Origin of the sequence: Streptomyces sp. NPDC017676, assembly GCF_044329325.1 — a bacterium.
GTDB lineage: Bacteria > Actinomycetota > Actinomycetes > Streptomycetales > Streptomycetaceae > Streptomyces.
In genome coordinates this window covers 50,311-68,478 of record NZ_JBIRJA010000029.1, presented here as the reverse complement: position 1 = coordinate 68,478, position 18,168 = coordinate 50,311, and the positions used below count along the sequence as shown (strand labels likewise).

Below are 18,168 nucleotides of genomic sequence, written 5' to 3'. Positions count from 1 at the left end.
GGACGACCACTGCCGTGATCCTCGTAGTACAGCTCGATCGACTCGGAGTTCTCCCGGCCCACCGTCACAAAACCCATGACACACACCCTTCGTCGTAGGAATCCTGACTCCAAGATTCGGCCGGTTTCCCGGTTCCCGCATCGCATGAACAAGTGAATCGCGTCGGAATCCGCCGCAGGCGTGCCGATGTGCGGGCGCCCCTGTCTCACTCTCTGGTCAATCGGTTGCCCCACGGCGCCGCGGTGGTCACCGTGGAGTCACATCTATCCGGACATTTGGGGCGAAAGTCAGGACACAACGCCACCGGACGACCGGCCGAGGAGGTCTCCCCGACATGGCACACGAGCAGTCCTTCGCCTTCGACGCGGAAGGCGCATCAGTCCGGCCGGGGAGCAGAGGACGGCCGGACGATCTCGGGCACGAGTCCGCCCGCCGCTTCTTCGGCGAACTGCTCGACCGGGCGGGCTGCGACGCGTCCGCCGTGCTCCAACTCGACGTGTGGCGTGACACGTCGCACACCCATGTCGCCGTCGCGGGAACCGCGCCCACCGCCGCGTTCGCGCGCGTCCAGGCCGCGTACACCCGCTCGGCCTTCGAGCACGCCGCTGCCGGAATGGAGCTGTACGACGCGGAGTTGAGGGTGCTGCGCAGCAACGCGGCGGCCCTGCGCATCCGTGGCCGTACCGCCGCACAAGTGCTGCACCGTCCCGTGGCCGACCTGGACGGCAGCCTGCCGGCGAGCCGCCTGCTGCGGGAGGTCGTCCAGGGGCCGGACCAGGTGGCCGAGCGCTTCGTCAGCGTGCCGACCAAGGGCGCCGGACACCGGGTCTACCGGGTCACCGCCATGTGCCTGCGGGACGGCGGCACGGTCGTCGGAGCCGCCACGTTCATCCACGACGTGACCGGCGAGTCCCGTTCGCACGCCGCGGAGCGACTGCTGTCGGCCGCGCACCGCCGCATCGGTACGACGCTCAGCGCGGCGCGCACCAGCCAGGAGCTGGCCTCCACTCTCACCCAGGACTTCGCCGATGCCGTGTCGGTCGACCTGGTCGACGGCATTCTGCACGGGGCGGAGCCGCCCGGTGCCCCGTTGGACGCCTCGACTCCCCTGCGCCGCACGGCCTTCGAGAGCCCCGGCGGGCTGGACTGCGTGTACGCCGTCGGCGAGCCCAGCCACTTCCTGTTCCCCACGCCCTATACCCAGGTTCTCGGTGATCTGACTGCCCGGCTGGTCGATACCTCCGCAGCGCCCGTCGACTGGCTCATGCACGACGCGGCCCGCGCGGGGGCGCTGCGCACCGCCCGCGTCCACTCCATGATCGTCGCCCCGCTGGTCCACCAGGACCGTGTACTGGGCCTGGCGTGCTTCTACCGCGGCCCGAGACACCCCGTCCCCTTCGACGCGCAGGACCTGACGCTGGTCGAGCAGGTCATGGCCAAGGCGTCGGCGCACATCGAGAACGCGCGCAGGTTCACGCGCGAGCACACCACGGCGGTGACGCTGCAACGGCGGCTGCTGCCACGGTCCCTGCCGGAGGTGACAGCGGTGACCACGGCGCACTTCTGGCGGCCGGAACGCCGCCGGACCGCCTGGTTCGACGTCCTGCCGCTGTCCAGCGCCCGCGTCGCCCTGGTCATCGGCGAGGTGCCGCAGCAGGGTCTGGACGCCTCGGTGGACATGGGCCTGCTGCGGACCGCGGTGACCACGCTCGCGGGGCTGGAACTGCCTCCGGAGGAGGTGCTCGCCCACCTGGACGACGTGGTCCCGCGCCTGGGCCTCGCGGACACGGCCGGCGTCCCTGCGGACACCCGGACCGCCGACGAGCGGGCCCGCTGCCAGTACTGCGTCTACGACCCCGTCACCGGCGACCTCGCCGTGGCCTCGGCGGGCTGGCCCGGCCCCCTGGTGACCGCGCCGGACGGCGCGGTGCGCGAGCTGCCGGTGCCCCGTGGCCCGGCGCTGGGCAGCGGCGTCGGTTACGAGACCGCCCGGACACGGCTCGCCCCCGGCAGCGTGCTGACCCTCTACTCGGCCTCACTCCTGCGCGAGCCGCCCTGCGGCGAGCCGGCCGCCCGGCTCCGGCACGCGGTGGCCGCCGCACCGGGCGACGCCCAGGGCACCTGCGACACCGTCGTGTACCGGATGATGGGCGGACCTCGCGATCGGGGCGCGGCGGTGCTCACCGCGGCGACGCACCGGCTCGCCGACGACTGCGTCGCGACCTGGACGGGATCGCGGGATCCGGCCGGCGTGGCCGCCTGCCGGCGGTGGGTCCGTGAGCGGCTGGCCGGGTGGGAGCTGACCGATCAGGCCTTCGCGACCGAGACCATCGTGAGCGAGCTCGTCACCAATGTGCTCCGGCACGCCTCAGGGAAGCCGTGCGTACGGCTGATCAAGGACGGCGGCCTGACGGTGGAGGTCTCCGACCGGTCCGCGACGGCGCCGCACCTCCGGCACGCCCGGGCCCAGGACGAGAACGGCAGGGGCCTGCTGATCGCCGCCGCACTGGCCCGGCGGTGGGGCACCCGGTACTCGGACGGTGGCAAAACCATTTGGGTGGAGCAGGACATGACTGACGCAGATGTCATATGACTGCCATGTCTCGCATCATCTCCCTGCACCACACCATGGACCGGCTTCTTGGGCCACGGACTAGGATGCAGTCATGAGTGAACCACTGCGAGCGGTACTCGGAGAAGACCAGGCGATCGTCCGCGAGGGTATCGCGACCATCCTGCGCAGCGCCGGCATCACCGTGGTCGCGGCGGTGGACAACGCGGTGGACCTCGTCCGGGTCACCAAGGAGCAGCGGCCCGACGTCGTGATCACCGACATCCAGATGCCGCCCAATCTGAACGCCGACGGTCTGCAGGCGGCGCAGGAGATCCGGGCCGCGCAGCCGGAGACCGCCGTCATCGTGCTCTCCCAGTTCCTCGACGCCTCGTACGCCCTGGACCTGGTCGGCGACGATCCCAGCGGCGTGGGATACCTCCTCAAGGAGAAGGTCGCCAGCCCGCAGATCCTGACCGACGCCGTGGAGCGGGTGGTCGCCGGCGGGTCCGCTCTCGATCCCGATGTCATCTCCACCCTTGTCGGGCGCAAACGCAAGCAGGACCCGCTCGCGGCGCTGACGCCGAAGGAGAAGGAGGTTCTGTCCCTGATGGCCGAGGGCCACTCCAACAGCGGCATCGCACGCAAGCTCGTCGTTACCGTGCCGGCGGTGGAGCGCCATGTGACGGGGATCTTCATGAAGCTCGGCCTCAGCCAGGCCGGCTCGGACCAGCACCGGCGGGTGCTGGCCGTCCTGCGGTACCTCAAGCAGTAGGTGGGAGCCGGGCGCGGCGGGCTCAGGCCGTCGCGCCGAAGATTCCCTTGAGGTCCGCGTCGAACAGCCGGTCCTTGGCGATGAAGGACTCGATCCCCGCCTGCCGCAGCTCGTCCGCGGACCAGAACGACTGCTCGGTGGAGGTCAGCACGATCCGCGGCGGCTGATCCTCCGCACGCAGCATACGGGCGACGGACACTCCGTCGTGATCCGGCAGATGCAAGTCCAGCAGAAGGCCGTCCGGCCGGTGTTCACGTACCGCCGCCAGGGCCGAAGCGCCATCCTCCGACTCGGCGACGACGCGCATACCGCGCGCCGTCAGCAGCGTCTTCGCGATGCGACGGAACCCAGGGTCGTCGTCGACGACCACGATGTTGACGGACATGTCTATCAGGATGCCCGGGATCGCGAGGGACAGGCCATAGGGGCATCCCCACGATTTGCCGCTCATTCCGGTACGGGAATCTCCGCTCGCACCGAGGTCCCCCGGCCCGGCGGCGAGTCGATGACGAGGACGCCGTCGAAGGTGTCGACACGGTCCCCGAGGCCGGTCAGGCCGCTGCTGACGGCGTTCTTCGGTACCCCGCCGATACCGTCGTCGGCCACTTCGATGCGCAGCGCGTCCTTCAGTTCGATGGAGATGCGGATGTGTGACGCCTCCGCGTGCTTCACCGCGTTGGTCAGTGCCTCGGCGATGACGAAGTACGCGTTCGACTCGACTTCGGCGGGCAGCCGGCGCGGGTACTCCCCCTCCACGGTCGTCGGCACCGCGCAGCGCTCGGCCAGTGACGTCACGGCCGCCATCAGACCCTTGGCCTGGAGCACCGAGGGGTAGACGCCGTAGGCCAGCTCGCGCAGCTCGTCGATCGCGGTCTGCGCGTCGGTGATCGCCTGGTCGAGGAGGCCGACGGCCGCGGTCGCGGAGTCCGGTATCAGATCGCGGGTCAGACGCAGTCCGATCAGCAGGCTGACCAGGCGTTGCTGCGCGCCGTCGTGCAGGTCGCGGGCCGTCTGCCGGCGTACCGACTCGATGCTCTGCATGATCCGCCGCTGCGCGGCCCGCGACTCGTCCGCCCGGATGCGGGCCGCGTCGCGTTCCCGCCGGGCCCGCTCCAGTTCGCGGTTCTCGGTGGCGTCGAAGAAGGAGTAGACCACCCCGCGCCCGTCCGGAAGATCGATGGGGGCGGCCCACCAGGAGGCGGGGAAGAAGGAGCCGTCCCGCCGCTTGAACCACTCGTCGTTGCCGTGCGCCGCCACCCCCGTGACGGCCGGACGGAGCATCGAGCACTCGGCGGCGGGGAAGGGAGTGCCGTCCGGGCGGTAGGGATGCAGGGTCTCGTGGCTCGACAGGCCCACCAGCTCGTCGGCGTTGTCGTAGCCGAGTGCCGCCACACCGGCCGGATTGGTGTAGAGGATGTTCCCCCGGTGGTCGACGACCCAGACGACCTGGGAGACGCTGTCCAGTATGGCGGGCAGGACCATACGGATCGATTGCACTGTAGAACTCCTCTTGCTCAGCCGCCGCGGAAAGGGTGTGTCAGGGCACGATGGCGTCGACGTACACGCCGTCGACGCGCAACGCGCCACCGGTCGTCGCTGACACCTGCTCGGAGCTGAGGTGGACGACCGTGTGCGCGGTCTCGTCGGGCTCGATCAGCCGTTGCAGCAGGGACTGCGGCCGGTACTCGCGCGTGAACGCGCGCTGGGCCTCCTCCCAGGGCAGGCAACGGTCGACGGGCTCGTGCACGAAGCCCTCCACTCGCCCAGTGTGCCTGGGACCGGCGAGAACGGGGTTCACCGTGACGCCCGTACCGACCGCCTTCTCGGCGAAGCCGCGGCCGACCGCGAGCGGGGAGGTCTTGGTCGTGCCGTAGTGGATCGTCTCCGCCGGGATGACGACCGCCGAGTCACTGGCGACGTACTGGCTCCGTCCCCCATCGCGTAGGTTGCTGACCTGGCCATCGAGGTCCGACAGGGCCTCGGCCGGGCGCTCCGCGCCCTCGTCGGTGACCGTCGCCACCAGGTCCGCCTCCGGTCCCCGTTCACCCACCCGGGCGGTGGCCTCCCGTACCCGTGCCTCATCGCGGCCGTGGACCGCCATCCGTGCCCCCGTACGCGCCGGCTCCTGGGCGGTGGCGGCACCGATGCCTTGCGTGGAACCGGTGACCAGGGCGGTACGTCCGGTCACATCGATCTGCATGTCCCGCGTCCTTCTCCCGCTCGTTGGTGCGCCTGGGGCACCTGTTCCCGCGGGAAGTGCCGTGCCTGTCCGCGTCACGGCGAACGGGCTGACAGACATGACGAGCCGACGGACGGCAGGAGGACCCGCACCACGGGAAATGCCGTCCGCCGACCCGCTGATCGCTGGGGCCGGGGCGCCCCCCCACGTGGCGCCACGGCGAACTCAGCGACCGGCGGAACGGCCCGGACGGGGGGGACCGGGTCGTTCCGCCGACATGAGAAGCATACAACTGACAATCACGGACTGAGTGTACGTGATACGTACAGGCACTACCCAGAATAGTTAAGTCATGTGTTTTCAAAATGCCGGATGATGCCTTCGGACAGCACCTCCCACGGGGGCCCATGGGGATGTCCCCAGGCACCACGCCGCACGGCCATGGGGTCTGCTCCATCGCGGCGTGAGGGTCCACGAGGGAATCTGGAGTTCGTCGCGTCAGCCGCGCGAAGGCGTCCGGCCATCGGAGCGTTCCCAGGCCCGGTGGCCGGACGTGACCAGAGAAACGCAAGGATGGATCGAAGGTGTGTTGAAGCATGGCAACTGAACGCGCGCTCCTTGCGGGCGGGTGCTTCTGGGGCGCCCAGGAACTCCTGCGGGACCTTCCCGGCGTCCTGCGCACGCGGGTGGGATACACCGGTGGCGACACTCCGCACGCGACCTACCGCAACCACGGCGACCACGCGGAGGCGGTGGAGATCGTCTTCGATCCGCAGCGTCTGCCGTACCGCGAGCTTCTGGAGTTCTTCTTCCAGTTCCACGACCCCACCACCCGCAACCGGCAGGGCAACGACATCGGACGCAGCTACCGCTCGGCCATCTTCTACACGAACGACGAGCAGCGGCGTACCGCTCTGCGGACGATCGCCGACATCGACGCCTCAGGCCGCTGGCCAGGCAAGGTGGTGACGGAGGTGGAACCGGCCGGCCCCTTCTGGTCCGCCGAGGAGGAGCACCAGGACTACCTGCGCAAGCATCCCGGCGGATACACCTGCCACTGGGTACGCCCGGAATGGCGGCTCTCCGACGCGCAGCGGCACGACCAACGGTCAGGAGCGGCCTGACCCCCCTGTCGGCCGCGGGCCCCGGCATCGTGGGTGGGGCGCCGCGGCTGGTCACCGGGCACTCGTGAGGGATGGGAAGAGTGCCCGGTGACACCCCCCTCGCGTAGCACGCGTCCTCCCATCCGTTCGAAGGAGAGCACAGACATGACGGAATCACGCCCCCCGTTCCCGCCGTTCGACCGGGACGACGCCTGGGCCAAGGTGCAGGCCGCCGAGGACGCGTGGAACAGCCGGGATCCGCACAGGGTCGCCCTGGCGTACACGACGGACTCGGTCTGGCGCAACCGTGACGAGTTCATCAGGGGACGGACCGCCATCATCGAGTTCCTCACCGCCAAGTGGGAGCGGGAACTCGACTACGTGCTGCGCAAGAGTCTCTGGGCGTACGACGACCGTCGCATAGCCGTGCGCTTCCAGTACGAGTGGCACGACCGGGAGGGCCAGTGGTTCCGCAGCTACGGCAACGAGCTGTGGGAGTTCGACGATCACGGGCTGATGCGCAGGCGTGAGGCCAGCATCAACGACGTGGAGATCACCGAGTCCGGTCGGCGCTTCTTCGGCCCTCGGCCGGCGACCGAACGCGGACCCGAGCACGACTTCCCCCTGCACTAGGCCCTGTCGTCGAACTCCCGTCCGCCTGGAGCGCGGCACACGGGAGTTCGACGACAGGGCCTGAGGATTTTCCTTCTCACCGCACCAGGCTGGTCCCACCGAGCCCCGCACCGACTGGAGATATTGCAATGCCCGGCCGCAGACCGAGAATTCCGTGGACCTGGGTGGTGTTCGGCGTCTTCGCCGCATGGCTCGCGGTGATCTGCTACTGCATCGAACGACAGACCGGTCACACCCCGCAGCAGCGCGGGGCCGCCAACTCGTCACAGTTGCTGACCGAGGCGAGGGACGCCGTCCGGGCTCATGACCCGACGGCGTTCGAGCGACTGTTCGGCAGCGACACCGCGGGGCCCGAGTACGCGCGCCGGTACTTCGACGAACTCTTCGCCCAGCCGGTCACCGGGCTGGATCTCACCGCCCTGGACCGACAGGACACACGCTTCCTCGTGTTACGGGCGGTGTCGTCGTACCGCTCGGTGTGTTCGGCCTGGGTGGTCCAGCAGGACGGCGGCCGGAGCGTGCTGACCGCCGTACCACCACTACTGGCAGATCCCTGTGCTCTGCCGACGTCAGAGCCCGATCCGCCCTTCGCCACTGTAGATGTTCATGGAGTCACCGCGGAGGAAGCCGACGAGCGTCATACCCGTCTCGTCGGCGAGGTCACACGCCAGTGACGAGGGGGCGGAAACCGCCGCGAGAACCGGGATGCCGGCCATGACGGCCTTCTGCACCAGTTCGAACGAGGCCCGCCCCGACACCATCAGCACGGACCGGGAGAGCGGCAACAGGCCCTTCTGGAAAGCCCGTCCGACCAGTTTGTCGACCGCGTTGTGGCGGCCGACGTCCTCCTGGAGGTCCAGCAGGGTCCCCTGTTCGTCGAAGAGCCCGGCCGCGTGCAGTCCGCCGGTCCGGGAGAACACCTTCTGTCCTTCCCGCAAACGCTCCGGCAGCGAGGCCAGCAGCCGGGGGGACAGGGTGAGGGAGGGGTCGTCGGCCAACGGCCAGCGGGCGGTGGTCCGCACGGCGTCGAGGCTCGCCTTGCCGCACAGACCGCAGGAGGAGGTGGTGTAGAAGTTGCGTTGCAGCGTGAACCGGTCGGGTGCGACCCCCTCCGCCGTCCGTACGTCGACCACGTTGTAGGTGTTGCGCCCGTCCTCGGTGGCACCGGCACAGTAGGCGATGGTCCGCAGGTCCTCGACCGAGCCGAGCACCCCCTCGCTGACGAGGAACCCGGCCGCCAGCGCGAAGTCGTCGCCGGGCGTGCGCATCGTGATGGCCAGCGCCTCCCCGTTCAGACGGATCTCCAGCGGCTCTTCGGCGGCCACCGTGTCCGCCCTGGACGAGACGTTCCCCTGACGCACCCTGACGACCTTGCGGCTGACCGCTGCTCTTCCCATCGATGAACGTCCTCACCGTGTCCGGATGGCTTGTCACGCACGCGGCCGTGCCCCGCGAGGACCGCGGAGTGAGACAGCGGGCGTCCGGCGCTCACGCGCGTACCTGCCGGACTGGTTACCGCCGGTCTTTTCGGCCGGGGAGGTCGTGGCGTGAGAAGCCTGCCGCACGACCGCCTGCCTCACTCTGAGAAGGACCGCTCCCCGGGCCCTCCGTGGAGCACGAACACTGCGTCGTACCCCTTCAACTTAGACGGGGGCCTGCCGCCGGAGCATCCGTCATTTGACGGCGCGCACTCCTGCGCCGAAACAGCCGGGGCGCCCGCGCCGAAGCACATATTCGTGCGATGCCCCAGGGCGCGGACTCTGAGCACACTGCAAAGCCACGGTGAAAGGAGTCGCGGTGAGCTCTCTGCCCCGCACCGGCACCCAGCCGGACACACAGCAGGCCCCCGGACCGGATCCCTACCGGTGGCACGCCCTCTGGGTCACCCTGGTCGCCGGTTTCATGATCCTGCTGGACGTGACGATCGTGTCCGTGGCCCTGCCCTCCATGCAGCGCGACCTGGGCGCCAGACCGTCGTCGGTGCAGTGGGTGGTGTCGGGCTACGCGCTCACCTTCGCCCTCGCCCTGGTGGTGGCGGGGCGGCTGGGCGACGCCATGGGCCGTCGGCGGATCTTCCTGGTCTCGCTGTCCGCCTTCGTCCTGTGCAGCGCGGCCGTCGGCGCCGCCCCCACGATCGGCCTCGTCGTCGTGGCGCGGCTCGCCCAGGGCGTCTCGGCCGGCTTCCTGGCACCGCAGAACTCCGCCCTGATCCAGCAGCTCTTCACCGGCTCCGAACGAGCCCGCGCCTTCGGCCTGTTCAGCGCCACGGTGGGCATCTCCAGCGCCGTCGGCCCCATCACCGGCGGCATCATCCTCGCCCTGGCCACGGGCACGGACGGCTGGCGGTGGATCTTCTACGTCAACGTGCCCATCGGCGTGGTCGCACTGCTCCTGGGCCGTCATCTGCTGCCGAGGTCTGCTCCCGGCGAGCGCGGGCACTTGGACCTGGTCGGAGTGGGCCTGCTGGGGGCCGGGGTCCTGGCGCTGATGCTGCCGCTCGTCGAGGCCGATGCCGGCGGGCTCCGCCGCATGTGGTGGCTGTTTCCCGTCGGTGCAGTGCTCCTGTACGGCTTCGCCCGCTGGGAGGGCCGTGTCTCGGCTCGCGGCCTGGAACCCCTGGTGGAGCCGCAGTTGATGCGCGGGGTCCGCGGGTACGCGGCGGGGACCGCGCTGGCCACCGTCTACTTCGTCGGCTTCAGCGGCATCTGGCTGGTGTTCGCCCTCTACTTCCAGGACGCGCTGGGGTATTCGCCGCTGGAGTCCGGACTGGCCGTGACGCCCTTCGCGTTCGGTTCCGCGGCGGCCGCCGTGGTCGCCAGCCGGCTCGTGGAGCGCCTGGGCAGGCTGCTGACGGTCCTGGGCCTGGTCTCGGTGACTGCGGGACTGACGGCGACCGCGCTGCTGCTGTGGCTGGTCCCGGCGGGCACCGCGATCTGGACGGTGGTACCGGCGCTCCTGGTGAGCGGAATCGGCAGCGGCTTTGTCATCTCCCCCAACGTGACGATGACCCTGCGCGAGGTCCCCGTACGCATGGCGGGGGTTGCCGGTGGCGCGCTCCAGACGGGCCAGCGGCTGGGCGGCGCCATCGGTACGGCCGTCCTGCCCGGGCTGTACTACCTGGCGAAGGGCGAGCACGACGGTCCGTCCGCCGCGGTCGCCCTGTCGGTGGGCGCGGGCATCCTCGCGGTCCTGGTAGCGCTGGTCCTCGCGGTGACGGACTGGCGTACCGACCGGGGGGAGGACCAGCCCCGCACACCACGGACGCCCGGCGGCGAAGCCCCTGTGGACGCCTGAACGGCGACGGCCACGGTCCGCACCCTAGCGGTCGGCCGTGGCCGCCTCGTACTGGTCGACGACGTCCTGTCGGACCAGCCCCCGGGCGTTGACCTCGATGCCCTGGCTCCTGGCCCACTCCCTGATCCGGGCGGCCCTCGAAGCATCACGTCGTACCGATGGCCGGCGCCCCCTGGGAATGAAGCCGCCGGTACGACGGGCCGCTTCGACGAAGGGGGCGAGCGCGTCCAGCAGCTTCTGATGACCCTCGGGGGCCAGGTCTATTTCATAATTGACGCCGTCGATACTGAACGAGTGCGCCGAGATATCGTCGCCTGTCGCACCTGTGAGATCATCCGTATAGACAGTGATGGTAGCCCGCGCCATTGAGCATCTCCTCCGGAGGACCGAGAGTTCGGCTGCACATACCTCGGTTACTCGGTTTCTCCCGAATATGTTAAGCCTCCTGCGCCGATACACGGCCTGCCAGACGGGACGCGATACATACACCCTGTCACAGGCTGAGGTATTCACCTGTACGGAGATTGGGTCTCACAGCGGGAGAGTTATCCCGAGTTCCTGCATGGCGCTGGACGGCGGGCCGCCCTCGGAGCGTTCCGTCTTGTAGCCCTTCACCCGCGCCGACAGGGTGCGGGGATCGACGGCCTCGGCGGGCGCTCCCTTGGCGTAGAGCCCCTCCGGCTCGCTGTCACGGTCGTGGGGAAGCAGCCAGAACACCCGGCGCCTGAACGTCCCCGAGGAGCGCGACGGCTTCGCCTCGGTGCCCAGACAGGCGTAACCGACCATGCGCCCGTCACGGTGGTACGCCGGTTTGCCCCTGCGGGTGGGCAGCCGGTCGAGACTCTGCCGAACGTAGTCCAGCTGTCCGATGTCTTCCAGCCAGACGAGATCCGTCTCGTGGCTGATCTCGTCTTCGGTGATCAAGGAGCTCATGCGACGGCTTCCCTCTCCTCGCCGGTGAGCAGACCGATACCCGGGTAGTACTTCCGCTGGTTGGACAGGATCATCTCCTTCGGCGACGCCAATCCGACGAGTTCTCGGGCCCGTGCGGCGAAGGCACGAGAAGACATGGGTGGCACTCCCTCATTGTGGCACCAGTCCTTGTACGCCTTGTAGAGGCCCGTCTGCTCGGTGCGGAGATCGGCGGACAGGACACAGCACTCCTCGAAGAACCGGCCCGTGTGGTCCTCCGTCTCGGCGTAGGCGTTCGTGGCGATCCTTACCCGCTCCGGGCCCGTGAGATCCCGGGAGCCCTCCAGGTAACGGCGTGCCCCGTCGATGAGCCAGCCTAGGATGCCGGGTCCCTCCTCCGTGACGAGGATGTCGGCCAGGTTGTCGATCTTCCGGTCGTCGGAGACCACCCGCTCGAAAGGGATGAGCCGCATACGGCGCCAGAAGGCGAAGCCACCCGTGCCGACCTCCGGGCGATGGTTGCCGAGCAGCCAGAGCTTGTGAGTGGGCTGGAAACTGAAGAAGTCCTGCCGCATACGCCGGGCCTTGATGCGGTCACCGCCGGTCAGCAGCTTGACCCTGGCCTCGTCGAACTTGTCCCCGGGTTTCACCTCGGAACAGACGATCACCCGACGGCCGTGAAGTTCCGCCAAATCAGTGGGATGACCTTCATAGGGACGAGCCATGAGGAACCCGGGCGGCGCGGCATCGGCGTAATCGCCGAGCAACCGCATCAAAACATCCAGAAGAACCGACTTGCCGTTTTTTCCCGAGCCGAAAAGGAACGGGAGCACCTGCCCACCGACGTCACCGGTAACGGAATAACCGAGCAGTAGCTGGAGAAAATCGATCATCTCGGCTCCTTCGGCGTCGTCGCCGAAGGTGTCGGTCAGGAACCGGTTCCACCGGGGGGTGGCCACGTGCTGGGGACCCACCGTGGTCGAACGGGAGTGGAAGTCCTTGTTCGGGTCGGGGGCCTTGATCAACCCGGTCTTCAGATCGACGATCCCGTCGGGCGTGCACAGGGCGTACGGGTCGGCGTCGAGCCGTGCCGCGTTGAGGACCATGCCGGGGGCCGACTTCGCCTGGGCCAGCATGGCGTTGATGCCCGCCGTGGACAGCGCGCGCTTGCGGTGCTGCTGGAGGGACCCCGAGCTGAACACACCCCGCGGATCCTGCAAGGCGATGTTCTCCGCGAGGTCACCGGCCGCCCACAGGACCGTGTCGTCCTCGTCGATCTGCCAACGGGTGGTGTCCCACCGGTACCAGCCGATGCCCGGGACATGCCGGTAGTCGTTGGCGTACAGCTTCACGAAGAGCTTGGCGTTGCCCCGGTCCGACAACGTGTCGGGAAGCAGTCCCGCGGCGGTGACCCGGGGATCGTTCACCCTGCCCGAGTCGTTCTGCGCCGGAAGCGGTACGGCGACCTGGCTTCGGATCTGGGCCGCTACCGCGGCGGGATCGAAGTCGAACAGTTTCGGGTTGCTCGGCGATGTCACAGGTGTCCCCCGCCGTGGTACAGGGGTCGTTTGGAACCGGCTGTCAGACCGCTGCTGATGATCGCCTCGGCGCGACGGCGTTGTCCAGGCCTGACTGCCTCGGCGGCCTCGGTAAGGATGTGCTCGGCCTCCGCCTTCGTCACGCGTCCGGCCGCCACGAGCCCTCCGAGGGTGTATGCGGCACGGTTCAGGGCTTCCGAGAAGCCGGCGCCCTCCACCAGCCTCCCGCACGCCCACACGGGCGCCAGAACGGCTTTCAGTGCCCGTTCCACACCGGTCGCTCCCCCACCCGCCGCTCGGACCGCCTGCTGGGCCCTGGGCGGCACCGGGCGCGGTGCCGGGATGTTGGGTGCGGGCAAGTGGCCGGTGCGCTCCAGTTCCTGCTCCAGCCACTTGGGAAGCTCCGCGGGTTCCCGGACGCTTCCGATGGGAGTGTACGTGCCCGCGGCGGTCACGGTGCCCGGGGCAACGATGTAGCCACCGTGCGCCCGCACATCGACCTGCCAGGCGAGGGCACGCCCCTTGCCGGACCCTGACGAGCACTGCCAGCGGCGGTAGTCCCCGGCCCGGTACCAGACGTGCATTCCGCCCGACGGGGTGCGTACCCGCAGCGTCGTCTCGTCGTCTGCCGGGCTTTCCCGGTCCCGGAGGGCCGCGAGTACGGCGAGGGTGTGGAAGCCGTTCGACAGGCCGCTGAGATCGACCTGCTCGCCGATGGCGATACCCGGCAGGATGCGGTTCCTGTCCGGCGGCTGAACGGCGTGTGCGTCGATGTCGATGACCACCAGGTTGGCCGGGCCGCAGGCGACTCCCACCCCGAAGTCCGGGCGGGTCCCCCACCATTGGCCGATGCGGTGCTGATCCAGCGTCGCCGCGTGGAAGCCGTGACACCAGCGACCGAGCGGCAGACAGGCACACTCGGCGGCGGAGTGCGGAGTGGCCCGGCAGGCCGCGCAGTTGGCGGCCGGCGTCTTGCGGCCAGGAGCCAGCGGGTGGACGGGCCACCCCCGGCGGGCGCACCAGCGGGCTGTCGCCAGGGCGGAGGCAGCGACTGAAGGCTGCCGGTAGGCCTGATTTGAGTCGCTGGTGGAAAAGCCCAGTTCAGCGGACATACGCACCCCCTACCAGCGACCGAAGCTACCCAGTGACGCACACAGATTAGCGAACGTGAGCGCGGGGAGCATGGAATGCCCACCTGGGGAGACGCGGGCAAGTCGGGCTGCCAGGGAACCGCTGCCACGCGGAGCGACTGAGACTGAACAGCGAGCGACTGAGCAACTTCAGTCGCTGCGGTTGGGTCGCTCAGAAAAGCCCAGGTCAAAGCGGGCACGCCGGGGAGATTAGCGACTGTAGCGACTGAAGGTTTCTATCTATGACGCGCACACGCACACGCATAACCCCTTCATATATGGCAACCGTCGGTCGCTACAGTCGCTGTCAGACGCGGTCTACCCCCTCTGACCTGGGCTTCTGCTGATCAGCGACTCAGCTACCGAAGGGGTCTCACAGTCGCTGAGCTTCAGTCGCTGCGTTTTGGAGCCTGTGCGGCAGCCTTCAGGAGGCAGCGACTGAACGCCGACGGACCAAGAGGGGACGCGCCGGGTAGATGTTCAGGTTCGGTCGCTTCGGTCGCTGGAGTCGCTCCCCCGCCGGGCGTAACCTCCTGGCTCCCCGCACGTTGGTTCCGGTGTGGGGGCGGTCTTGGTCGGGAGTCAGGAACGGGAGGGGCGAGGGGCAGTGCGGGCGTACCGGTGCGGCTGCGTGGCGCTGACTGTGGCGCACCGCCGACTGCGGGTAGCTTGCACAGAAATGGGCGTCAGGATTGTACCACACAGCTGTCCGGATGACATGCCCCGCCCCTGGCTGATCCCATGCATGTCCCAGTCTCCCTGTGCGGCTACCGACTGGACCGCTGCAGGAGCCGTTCTGCGAGTCGGTGTGCCACCCGGATTGGTTACCTGCCGGACACCGCACGATAGTTCATCGTTAATCTTCGCTTCTCCTGGAACGGTCGTTGAATCGGTTCAGGTGGTGGTCGAGCACGGGGTGGGGTGCCCGCCCTGTCTCGGAGCCAGCAGGACGGCCGCTCTTGTGTCGAGGAACGTCGCGTGACGGATCGGTCTCTGGTGAAGATTTCCCTGAACAGCCCGCAGGTGCTTTGTGCGGATGCAGCCTTCGAGGTGGCCGGAGCGGCCTTGTCTACGGACGGGCCAGTTGCCTCGCGGTCGAGCCCCGGCGTGGGAACGGGAGTGATGTACGACGCGGTCAACCAAGGTTGCCCGAGCCAGGCTGCCTGCGCAGACTGCTGGCCTCAACGCCACTGCGACCGTAGCCGGCGGGCGGATCGTCCGGGTGGCCGACAGCAGCGACTGGCTGCGGTCCGACGTCTTCTCCCTGGCACTGCTGTTTTTCCACGTCTATGGGCGGGGTTGCAGCGCGGATCAGGTGATCCCCGATTCGCCCTCCTCCTCCGTCGCCGTCCTGGAGGCCGACGGCCGTCCCGGACCGCTACTGTGCTCCGCGAGGTCATGACTCGGCTTGTGCGAGCGGGGACAGTGGCACCCAGGAGACTCCTACCTTCGCATCGTCCTGGACACCGGCTAAGACGTCAGCTGTCTTGTTTCCGTCCTGACCGACCTGCCCGTTTGAGCCGGTCGGCCGCTGTGCGTGGACCGGGCCACCCTCCTCGCCGCAGGCCTCCGCCGCTCCCCCATGAGGCGGACCGCCCCACGGAACACGGAGACGTCCTCGTCTTCGCCAAGTCCGTAACGTGGCACGGCCCCGCCGCTGTCACGGTTTGTGACACCACCTGCTCCCCTCTTGATCACGGCATGTTGATCAGGCTGTAGGTCGAGCAACTGCCCGGCGACCGCGCCCCGCCAGGGTCTGGCTGTAGTCATGTCGGACTGGCATGACCCGCGCGGACGTCGTTCTCCGCCGACGGGCCTTCCGCCGCGATTCGACTTGAAGAGCCAGACCCTGAGCTGGACGGTGCCGAAGGTCCGCGATCCGCATACCGCCAACCGTGGACCTGCTGATCAGCGCCGCTCACACCCAGCTCCGCCTTGCCCGCGCCCTCGCTGAACATCTGTGCCGTCCTCCTGCCGGATTCGCCGGGGGTTTGGCACCTCCAGATGAAAAGTACGTGTCCCGTCAGCGTGCCGAGACACACGCGGCCTGGACCGGGACAGCCCTCGTTCGAAGAGTTGTAGGCCGGCTCCCTGCCACGAGCCCGGAAGACCGTGAAGCGAGTTGAAGCACGCATTGAGCATGTATGCCTGAAACAGCGGCAAGGTTAAAGATCAAATTTGATAGCTGCCGAGCCAGAGGCGTACTGCCGGGCTCAGCGGGTGCTCGTCCGCTTCGTTCATCGTTCCGTTCCCCCATTCGGCGGCCTGCCGACTCACTTGGACGTTGTGGCGCTGTCAGCTCGGAGGTCGCGCTGGAGGCGTTTGCGCTGTACCCGATGAAGGCTGTGTCAACGCCAGGAGGACCGGCTCAAGACAGCGTGCGAGACGCTGGAGCCGACCTGCGGGGTCTACACGGGCACGACGCCTGCGCCTGACCGCGCGCCCTGATGCAAGAGATGCCACCGGACATCCTGCTGACCACCTACTCCACGTTGGAATACACCTGAGACGACGGCAGGACCGGGAACTCTTCCGAAACGGGCTGCTGCGCCACCTGATCCTGAACGAAGGCCGGTTGATTATTACGTCGTAATAGCCGTCGGTTCCGTCACCGAGTCACATGTTGGTCCGCTTGCGTTCCGAGCGAGAGGGGCGAGCGCGGCCAGGGTGGGTGGCGGCGGCCCCCGCCCTGGCCGCCCCTAGGCGCAGTTGCCTGCCGCCCAGTCGATCGGCAGGGGCGAGGCCAGTGCCCGCAGGATCATGGCGTGGGCAGGTTCGCAGCGCCGCACGTAGCCGGATCGCGGTTGTCGTGAGAGGGCTGGTGCTATGACCACGAAGGTCCACCAGGTTGGTGGTTGCGGCGGTTGAATATGCAGTGACCTCTGATCCGACCCCCGCCGATATCGCACCGGGCTCGTGCTGCCCCGGCGCACGATGGGCGATGATGCTGCTGGTCTCGGCCGACGGGAACCGTGTGCCGGTGATCGTACAGCTGGTACACGCCGACGAGGCCCCCGTCCGGGACGGGAGCCACCGGTTCAAGGAGATCGGCTTGGCCTGTCTGGTCGCTTAGTGGGCGGGAGGCCGTCCCCGCCGGCTCAAGCTTGACGGCGAGGAATTCGTCGTGGCGACGACCACACCCCCAGATCGGCCGAGCTAGGCCAGTCCTTCACCCGCTGGTCACTGCGCAAGCTGGTCGCCTACCTGCACAGAGCCTCCGGCCGGGCCATCCACATCGGCCGCGAGGCATTACGTTGCCTGCTCGCCCGCTGCGGTATCACCTTCCAGCGCACCAAGACGTGCGAGGAATCCCGGGACCCCGAGCGTGACGCCCCGCCCGACCGGATCGAGGAGGTCCTGGACCGCTTACTGGACCGGGTCTCCGCCTTCGACGAGTTCGGCCCGCTCGGCATCCGCCCCCGGCGGGCTCAGGCTGACGCGAACAGGGGCGGCCGACCGGCTGCCCGCCACCTATCACCGCACCCATGAGGTGCGTTACTTCCATGGCTGCTACTCGGTCGACGACGATCGCTGGTGAGGCGTCAACCGCCGCAGAAGGAGTGCCGCCAACACGTTGGCCGCGCTGAAGTCGATCCGTGCCGTCCGGCCCGACGGCGCACCGATCTACGTGTTCCTGGACAACCTGTCCGTCCACAAGGGTGCCGACATCCGCTACTGGGCAATGTCCTGGCCGCCGAACGACGAGAACGCGCCCGCATCTGCAGCGAGAAAGGCCTCCGCTGGGGCGGTCGGCCCCTGTCAGCGGAGGCCCTGAGTCGGTCGGAAGGTGAGTCACCAAGACTGCTGTGCTCTCGCTCCCAAATACGGAATCCGACTAGCAGGACACCGCCACCGAACAGCACGGCCTGTATTGACCTGACGGCCACGGCCCGCTGGCTGTGGCCGTCAGCGTTGCTGTCTCTCTTGCGCACCGGGGCTCCCCTGATCCCTCAGTGCACCGACTGTACTGATGCAGGGGGCCGTCGAGGCGCGATCGCCCCGCGCCCGGCTGGCGTGAGCCGGCGCCTCGTCCTCGCGCTTGTTCGCCAGGCG

At 68.7% G+C, this 18,168-nt stretch carries 14 protein-coding genes and 1 pseudogene; 7 read left to right on the top strand and 8 right to left on the bottom strand.

Features of this window, described 5'->3' with window-relative positions:
- Positions 1-334: 334 nt before the first annotated feature.
- The gene (locus ACH4LD_RS39935; RefSeq protein ID WP_398057224.1) at positions 335-2,593 is read left to right on the top strand and encodes a SpoIIE family protein phosphatase; all 2,259 of its coding nucleotides are present in this window, start codon (positions 335-337) and stop codon (positions 2,591-2,593) included.
- A gap of 73 nt (positions 2,594-2,666) precedes the next feature.
- Entirely contained in the window at positions 2,667-3,326 is a 660-nt protein-coding gene (locus ACH4LD_RS39930; RefSeq protein WP_398057225.1) for a response regulator, read from the top strand.
- Between the two features lie 22 nt (positions 3,327-3,348).
- Here the strand turns inward: ACH4LD_RS39930 and ACH4LD_RS39925 are convergent, their stop codons facing one another.
- The 3 genes from ACH4LD_RS39925 to ACH4LD_RS39915 are packed head-to-tail and all read right to left on the bottom strand — an operon-like array spanning position 3,349 to position 5,526.
- Complete coding sequence (locus ACH4LD_RS39925; protein ID WP_398057226.1) at positions 3,349-3,777, bottom strand: response regulator; 429 nt, start codon at positions 3,775-3,777, stop codon at positions 3,349-3,351.
- Positions 3,774-4,823 (bottom strand): PAS domain S-box protein, encoded by a 1,050-nt coding sequence (locus ACH4LD_RS39920; protein ID WP_398057227.1) that lies wholly within the window; start codon positions 4,821-4,823, stop codon positions 3,774-3,776. The genes ACH4LD_RS39925 and ACH4LD_RS39920 overlap by 4 nt, the downstream gene beginning before the upstream one ends.
- A 40-nt stretch (positions 4,824-4,863) precedes the next feature.
- Positions 4,864-5,526, bottom strand: coding sequence for an SDR family NAD(P)-dependent oxidoreductase (locus tag ACH4LD_RS39915; RefSeq protein WP_398057228.1), 663 nt, complete (start codon positions 5,524-5,526; stop codon positions 4,864-4,866).
- A 575-nt stretch (positions 5,527-6,101) separates the two neighbouring features.
- On the opposite strand from ACH4LD_RS39915, the gene msrA reads away from it, so the two are divergent.
- The 3 genes from msrA to ACH4LD_RS39900 all read left to right on the top strand — a co-directional run bounded on the left by msrA (position 6,102) and on the right by ACH4LD_RS39900 (position 7,915).
- Positions 6,102-6,629, top strand: coding sequence for a peptide-methionine (S)-S-oxide reductase MsrA (gene msrA / locus ACH4LD_RS39910; RefSeq protein WP_398057229.1), 528 nt, complete (start codon positions 6,102-6,104; stop codon positions 6,627-6,629).
- A 144-nt stretch (positions 6,630-6,773) separates the two neighbouring features.
- Complete coding sequence (locus ACH4LD_RS39905) at positions 6,774-7,241, top strand: DUF1348 family protein (RefSeq protein ID WP_398057230.1); 468 nt, start codon at positions 6,774-6,776, stop codon at positions 7,239-7,241.
- 128 nt (positions 7,242-7,369) lie between these two features.
- A complete protein-coding gene (locus ACH4LD_RS39900) occupies positions 7,370-7,915 on the top strand; it encodes a hypothetical protein (protein WP_398057231.1) in 546 nt (181 codons plus the stop codon).
- On the opposite strand, the gene fdhD is transcribed toward ACH4LD_RS39900, so the two are convergent.
- Entirely contained in the window at positions 7,811-8,638 is an 828-nt protein-coding gene (gene fdhD, locus ACH4LD_RS39895; RefSeq protein ID WP_398057232.1) for a formate dehydrogenase accessory sulfurtransferase FdhD, read from the bottom strand. The two genes, ACH4LD_RS39900 and fdhD, sit on opposite strands and share 105 nt — an antisense overlap.
- Positions 8,639-9,038: 400 nt before the next feature.
- Here fdhD and ACH4LD_RS39890 point away from each other — a divergent pair, with 400 nt between their 5' ends.
- The gene (locus ACH4LD_RS39890; RefSeq protein WP_398057233.1) at positions 9,039-10,535 is read left to right on the top strand and encodes an MFS transporter; all 1,497 of its coding nucleotides are present in this window, start codon (positions 9,039-9,041) and stop codon (positions 10,533-10,535) included.
- 24 nt (positions 10,536-10,559) lie between these two features.
- On the opposite strand, the gene ACH4LD_RS39885 is transcribed toward ACH4LD_RS39890, so the two are convergent.
- The 4 genes from ACH4LD_RS39885 to ACH4LD_RS39870 all read right to left on the bottom strand — a co-directional run bounded on the left by ACH4LD_RS39885 (position 10,560) and on the right by ACH4LD_RS39870 (position 14,097).
- Positions 10,560-10,901 carry an Lsr2 family protein gene (locus ACH4LD_RS39885; RefSeq protein ID WP_398057234.1) on the bottom strand — a complete coding sequence of 114 codons (342 nt, stop codon included), beginning with the start codon at positions 10,899-10,901 and terminating at the stop codon, positions 10,560-10,562.
- Between the two features lie 165 nt (positions 10,902-11,066).
- Positions 11,067-11,468 (bottom strand): DUF6009 family protein, encoded by a 402-nt coding sequence (locus ACH4LD_RS39880; RefSeq protein WP_103810472.1) that lies wholly within the window; start codon positions 11,466-11,468, stop codon positions 11,067-11,069.
- Positions 11,465-12,985, bottom strand: a complete 1,521-nt coding sequence (locus ACH4LD_RS39875; RefSeq protein ID WP_398057235.1) for a phage/plasmid primase, P4 family — start codon at positions 12,983-12,985, stop codon at positions 11,465-11,467. The genes ACH4LD_RS39880 and ACH4LD_RS39875 overlap by 4 nt, the downstream gene beginning before the upstream one ends.
- Positions 12,982-14,097: a bifunctional DNA primase/polymerase gene (locus ACH4LD_RS39870; protein WP_398057236.1), complete on the bottom strand. Its 1,116-nt coding sequence runs from the start codon at positions 14,095-14,097 to the stop codon at positions 12,982-12,984. Before ACH4LD_RS39870 ends, ACH4LD_RS39875 begins: the two co-directional genes overlap by 4 nt.
- Before the next feature lie 2,950 nt (positions 14,098-17,047).
- Here ACH4LD_RS39870 and ACH4LD_RS39865 point away from each other — a divergent pair.
- A pseudogene (locus ACH4LD_RS39865) lies at positions 17,048-17,886 on the top strand (IS630 family transposase); the annotation flags it as partial.
- Between the last annotated feature and the right edge of the window lie 282 nt (positions 17,887-18,168).

Coding starts and splice junctions, on each gene's coding strand:
- ACH4LD_RS39935 (WP_398057224.1), top strand. CDS start 335: ATGGCACACGAGCAGTCCTTCGCCTTCGACGCGGAAGGCGCATCAGTC.
- ACH4LD_RS39930 (WP_398057225.1), top strand. CDS start 2,667: ATGAGTGAACCACTGCGAGCGGTACTCGGAGAAGACCAGGCGATCGTC.
- ACH4LD_RS39925 (WP_398057226.1), bottom strand. CDS start 3,777: ATGAGCGGCAAATCGTGGGGATGCCCCTATGGCCTGTCCCTCGCGATC.
- ACH4LD_RS39915 (WP_398057228.1), bottom strand. CDS start 5,526: ATGCAGATCGATGTGACCGGACGTACCGCCCTGGTCACCGGTTCCACG.
- msrA (WP_398057229.1), top strand. CDS start 6,102: ATGGCAACTGAACGCGCGCTCCTTGCGGGCGGGTGCTTCTGGGGCGCC.
- ACH4LD_RS39905 (WP_398057230.1), top strand. CDS start 6,774: ATGACGGAATCACGCCCCCCGTTCCCGCCGTTCGACCGGGACGACGCC.
- ACH4LD_RS39900 (WP_398057231.1), top strand. CDS start 7,370: ATGCCCGGCCGCAGACCGAGAATTCCGTGGACCTGGGTGGTGTTCGGC.
- fdhD (WP_398057232.1), bottom strand. CDS start 8,638: ATGGGAAGAGCAGCGGTCAGCCGCAAGGTCGTCAGGGTGCGTCAGGGG.
- ACH4LD_RS39885 (WP_398057234.1), bottom strand. CDS start 10,901: ATGGCGCGGGCTACCATCACTGTCTATACGGATGATCTCACAGGTGCG.
- ACH4LD_RS39880 (WP_103810472.1), bottom strand. CDS start 11,468: ATGAGCTCCTTGATCACCGAAGACGAGATCAGCCACGAGACGGATCTC.
- ACH4LD_RS39870 (WP_398057236.1), bottom strand. CDS start 14,097: ATGTCCGCTGAACTGGGCTTTTCCACCAGCGACTCAAATCAGGCCTAC.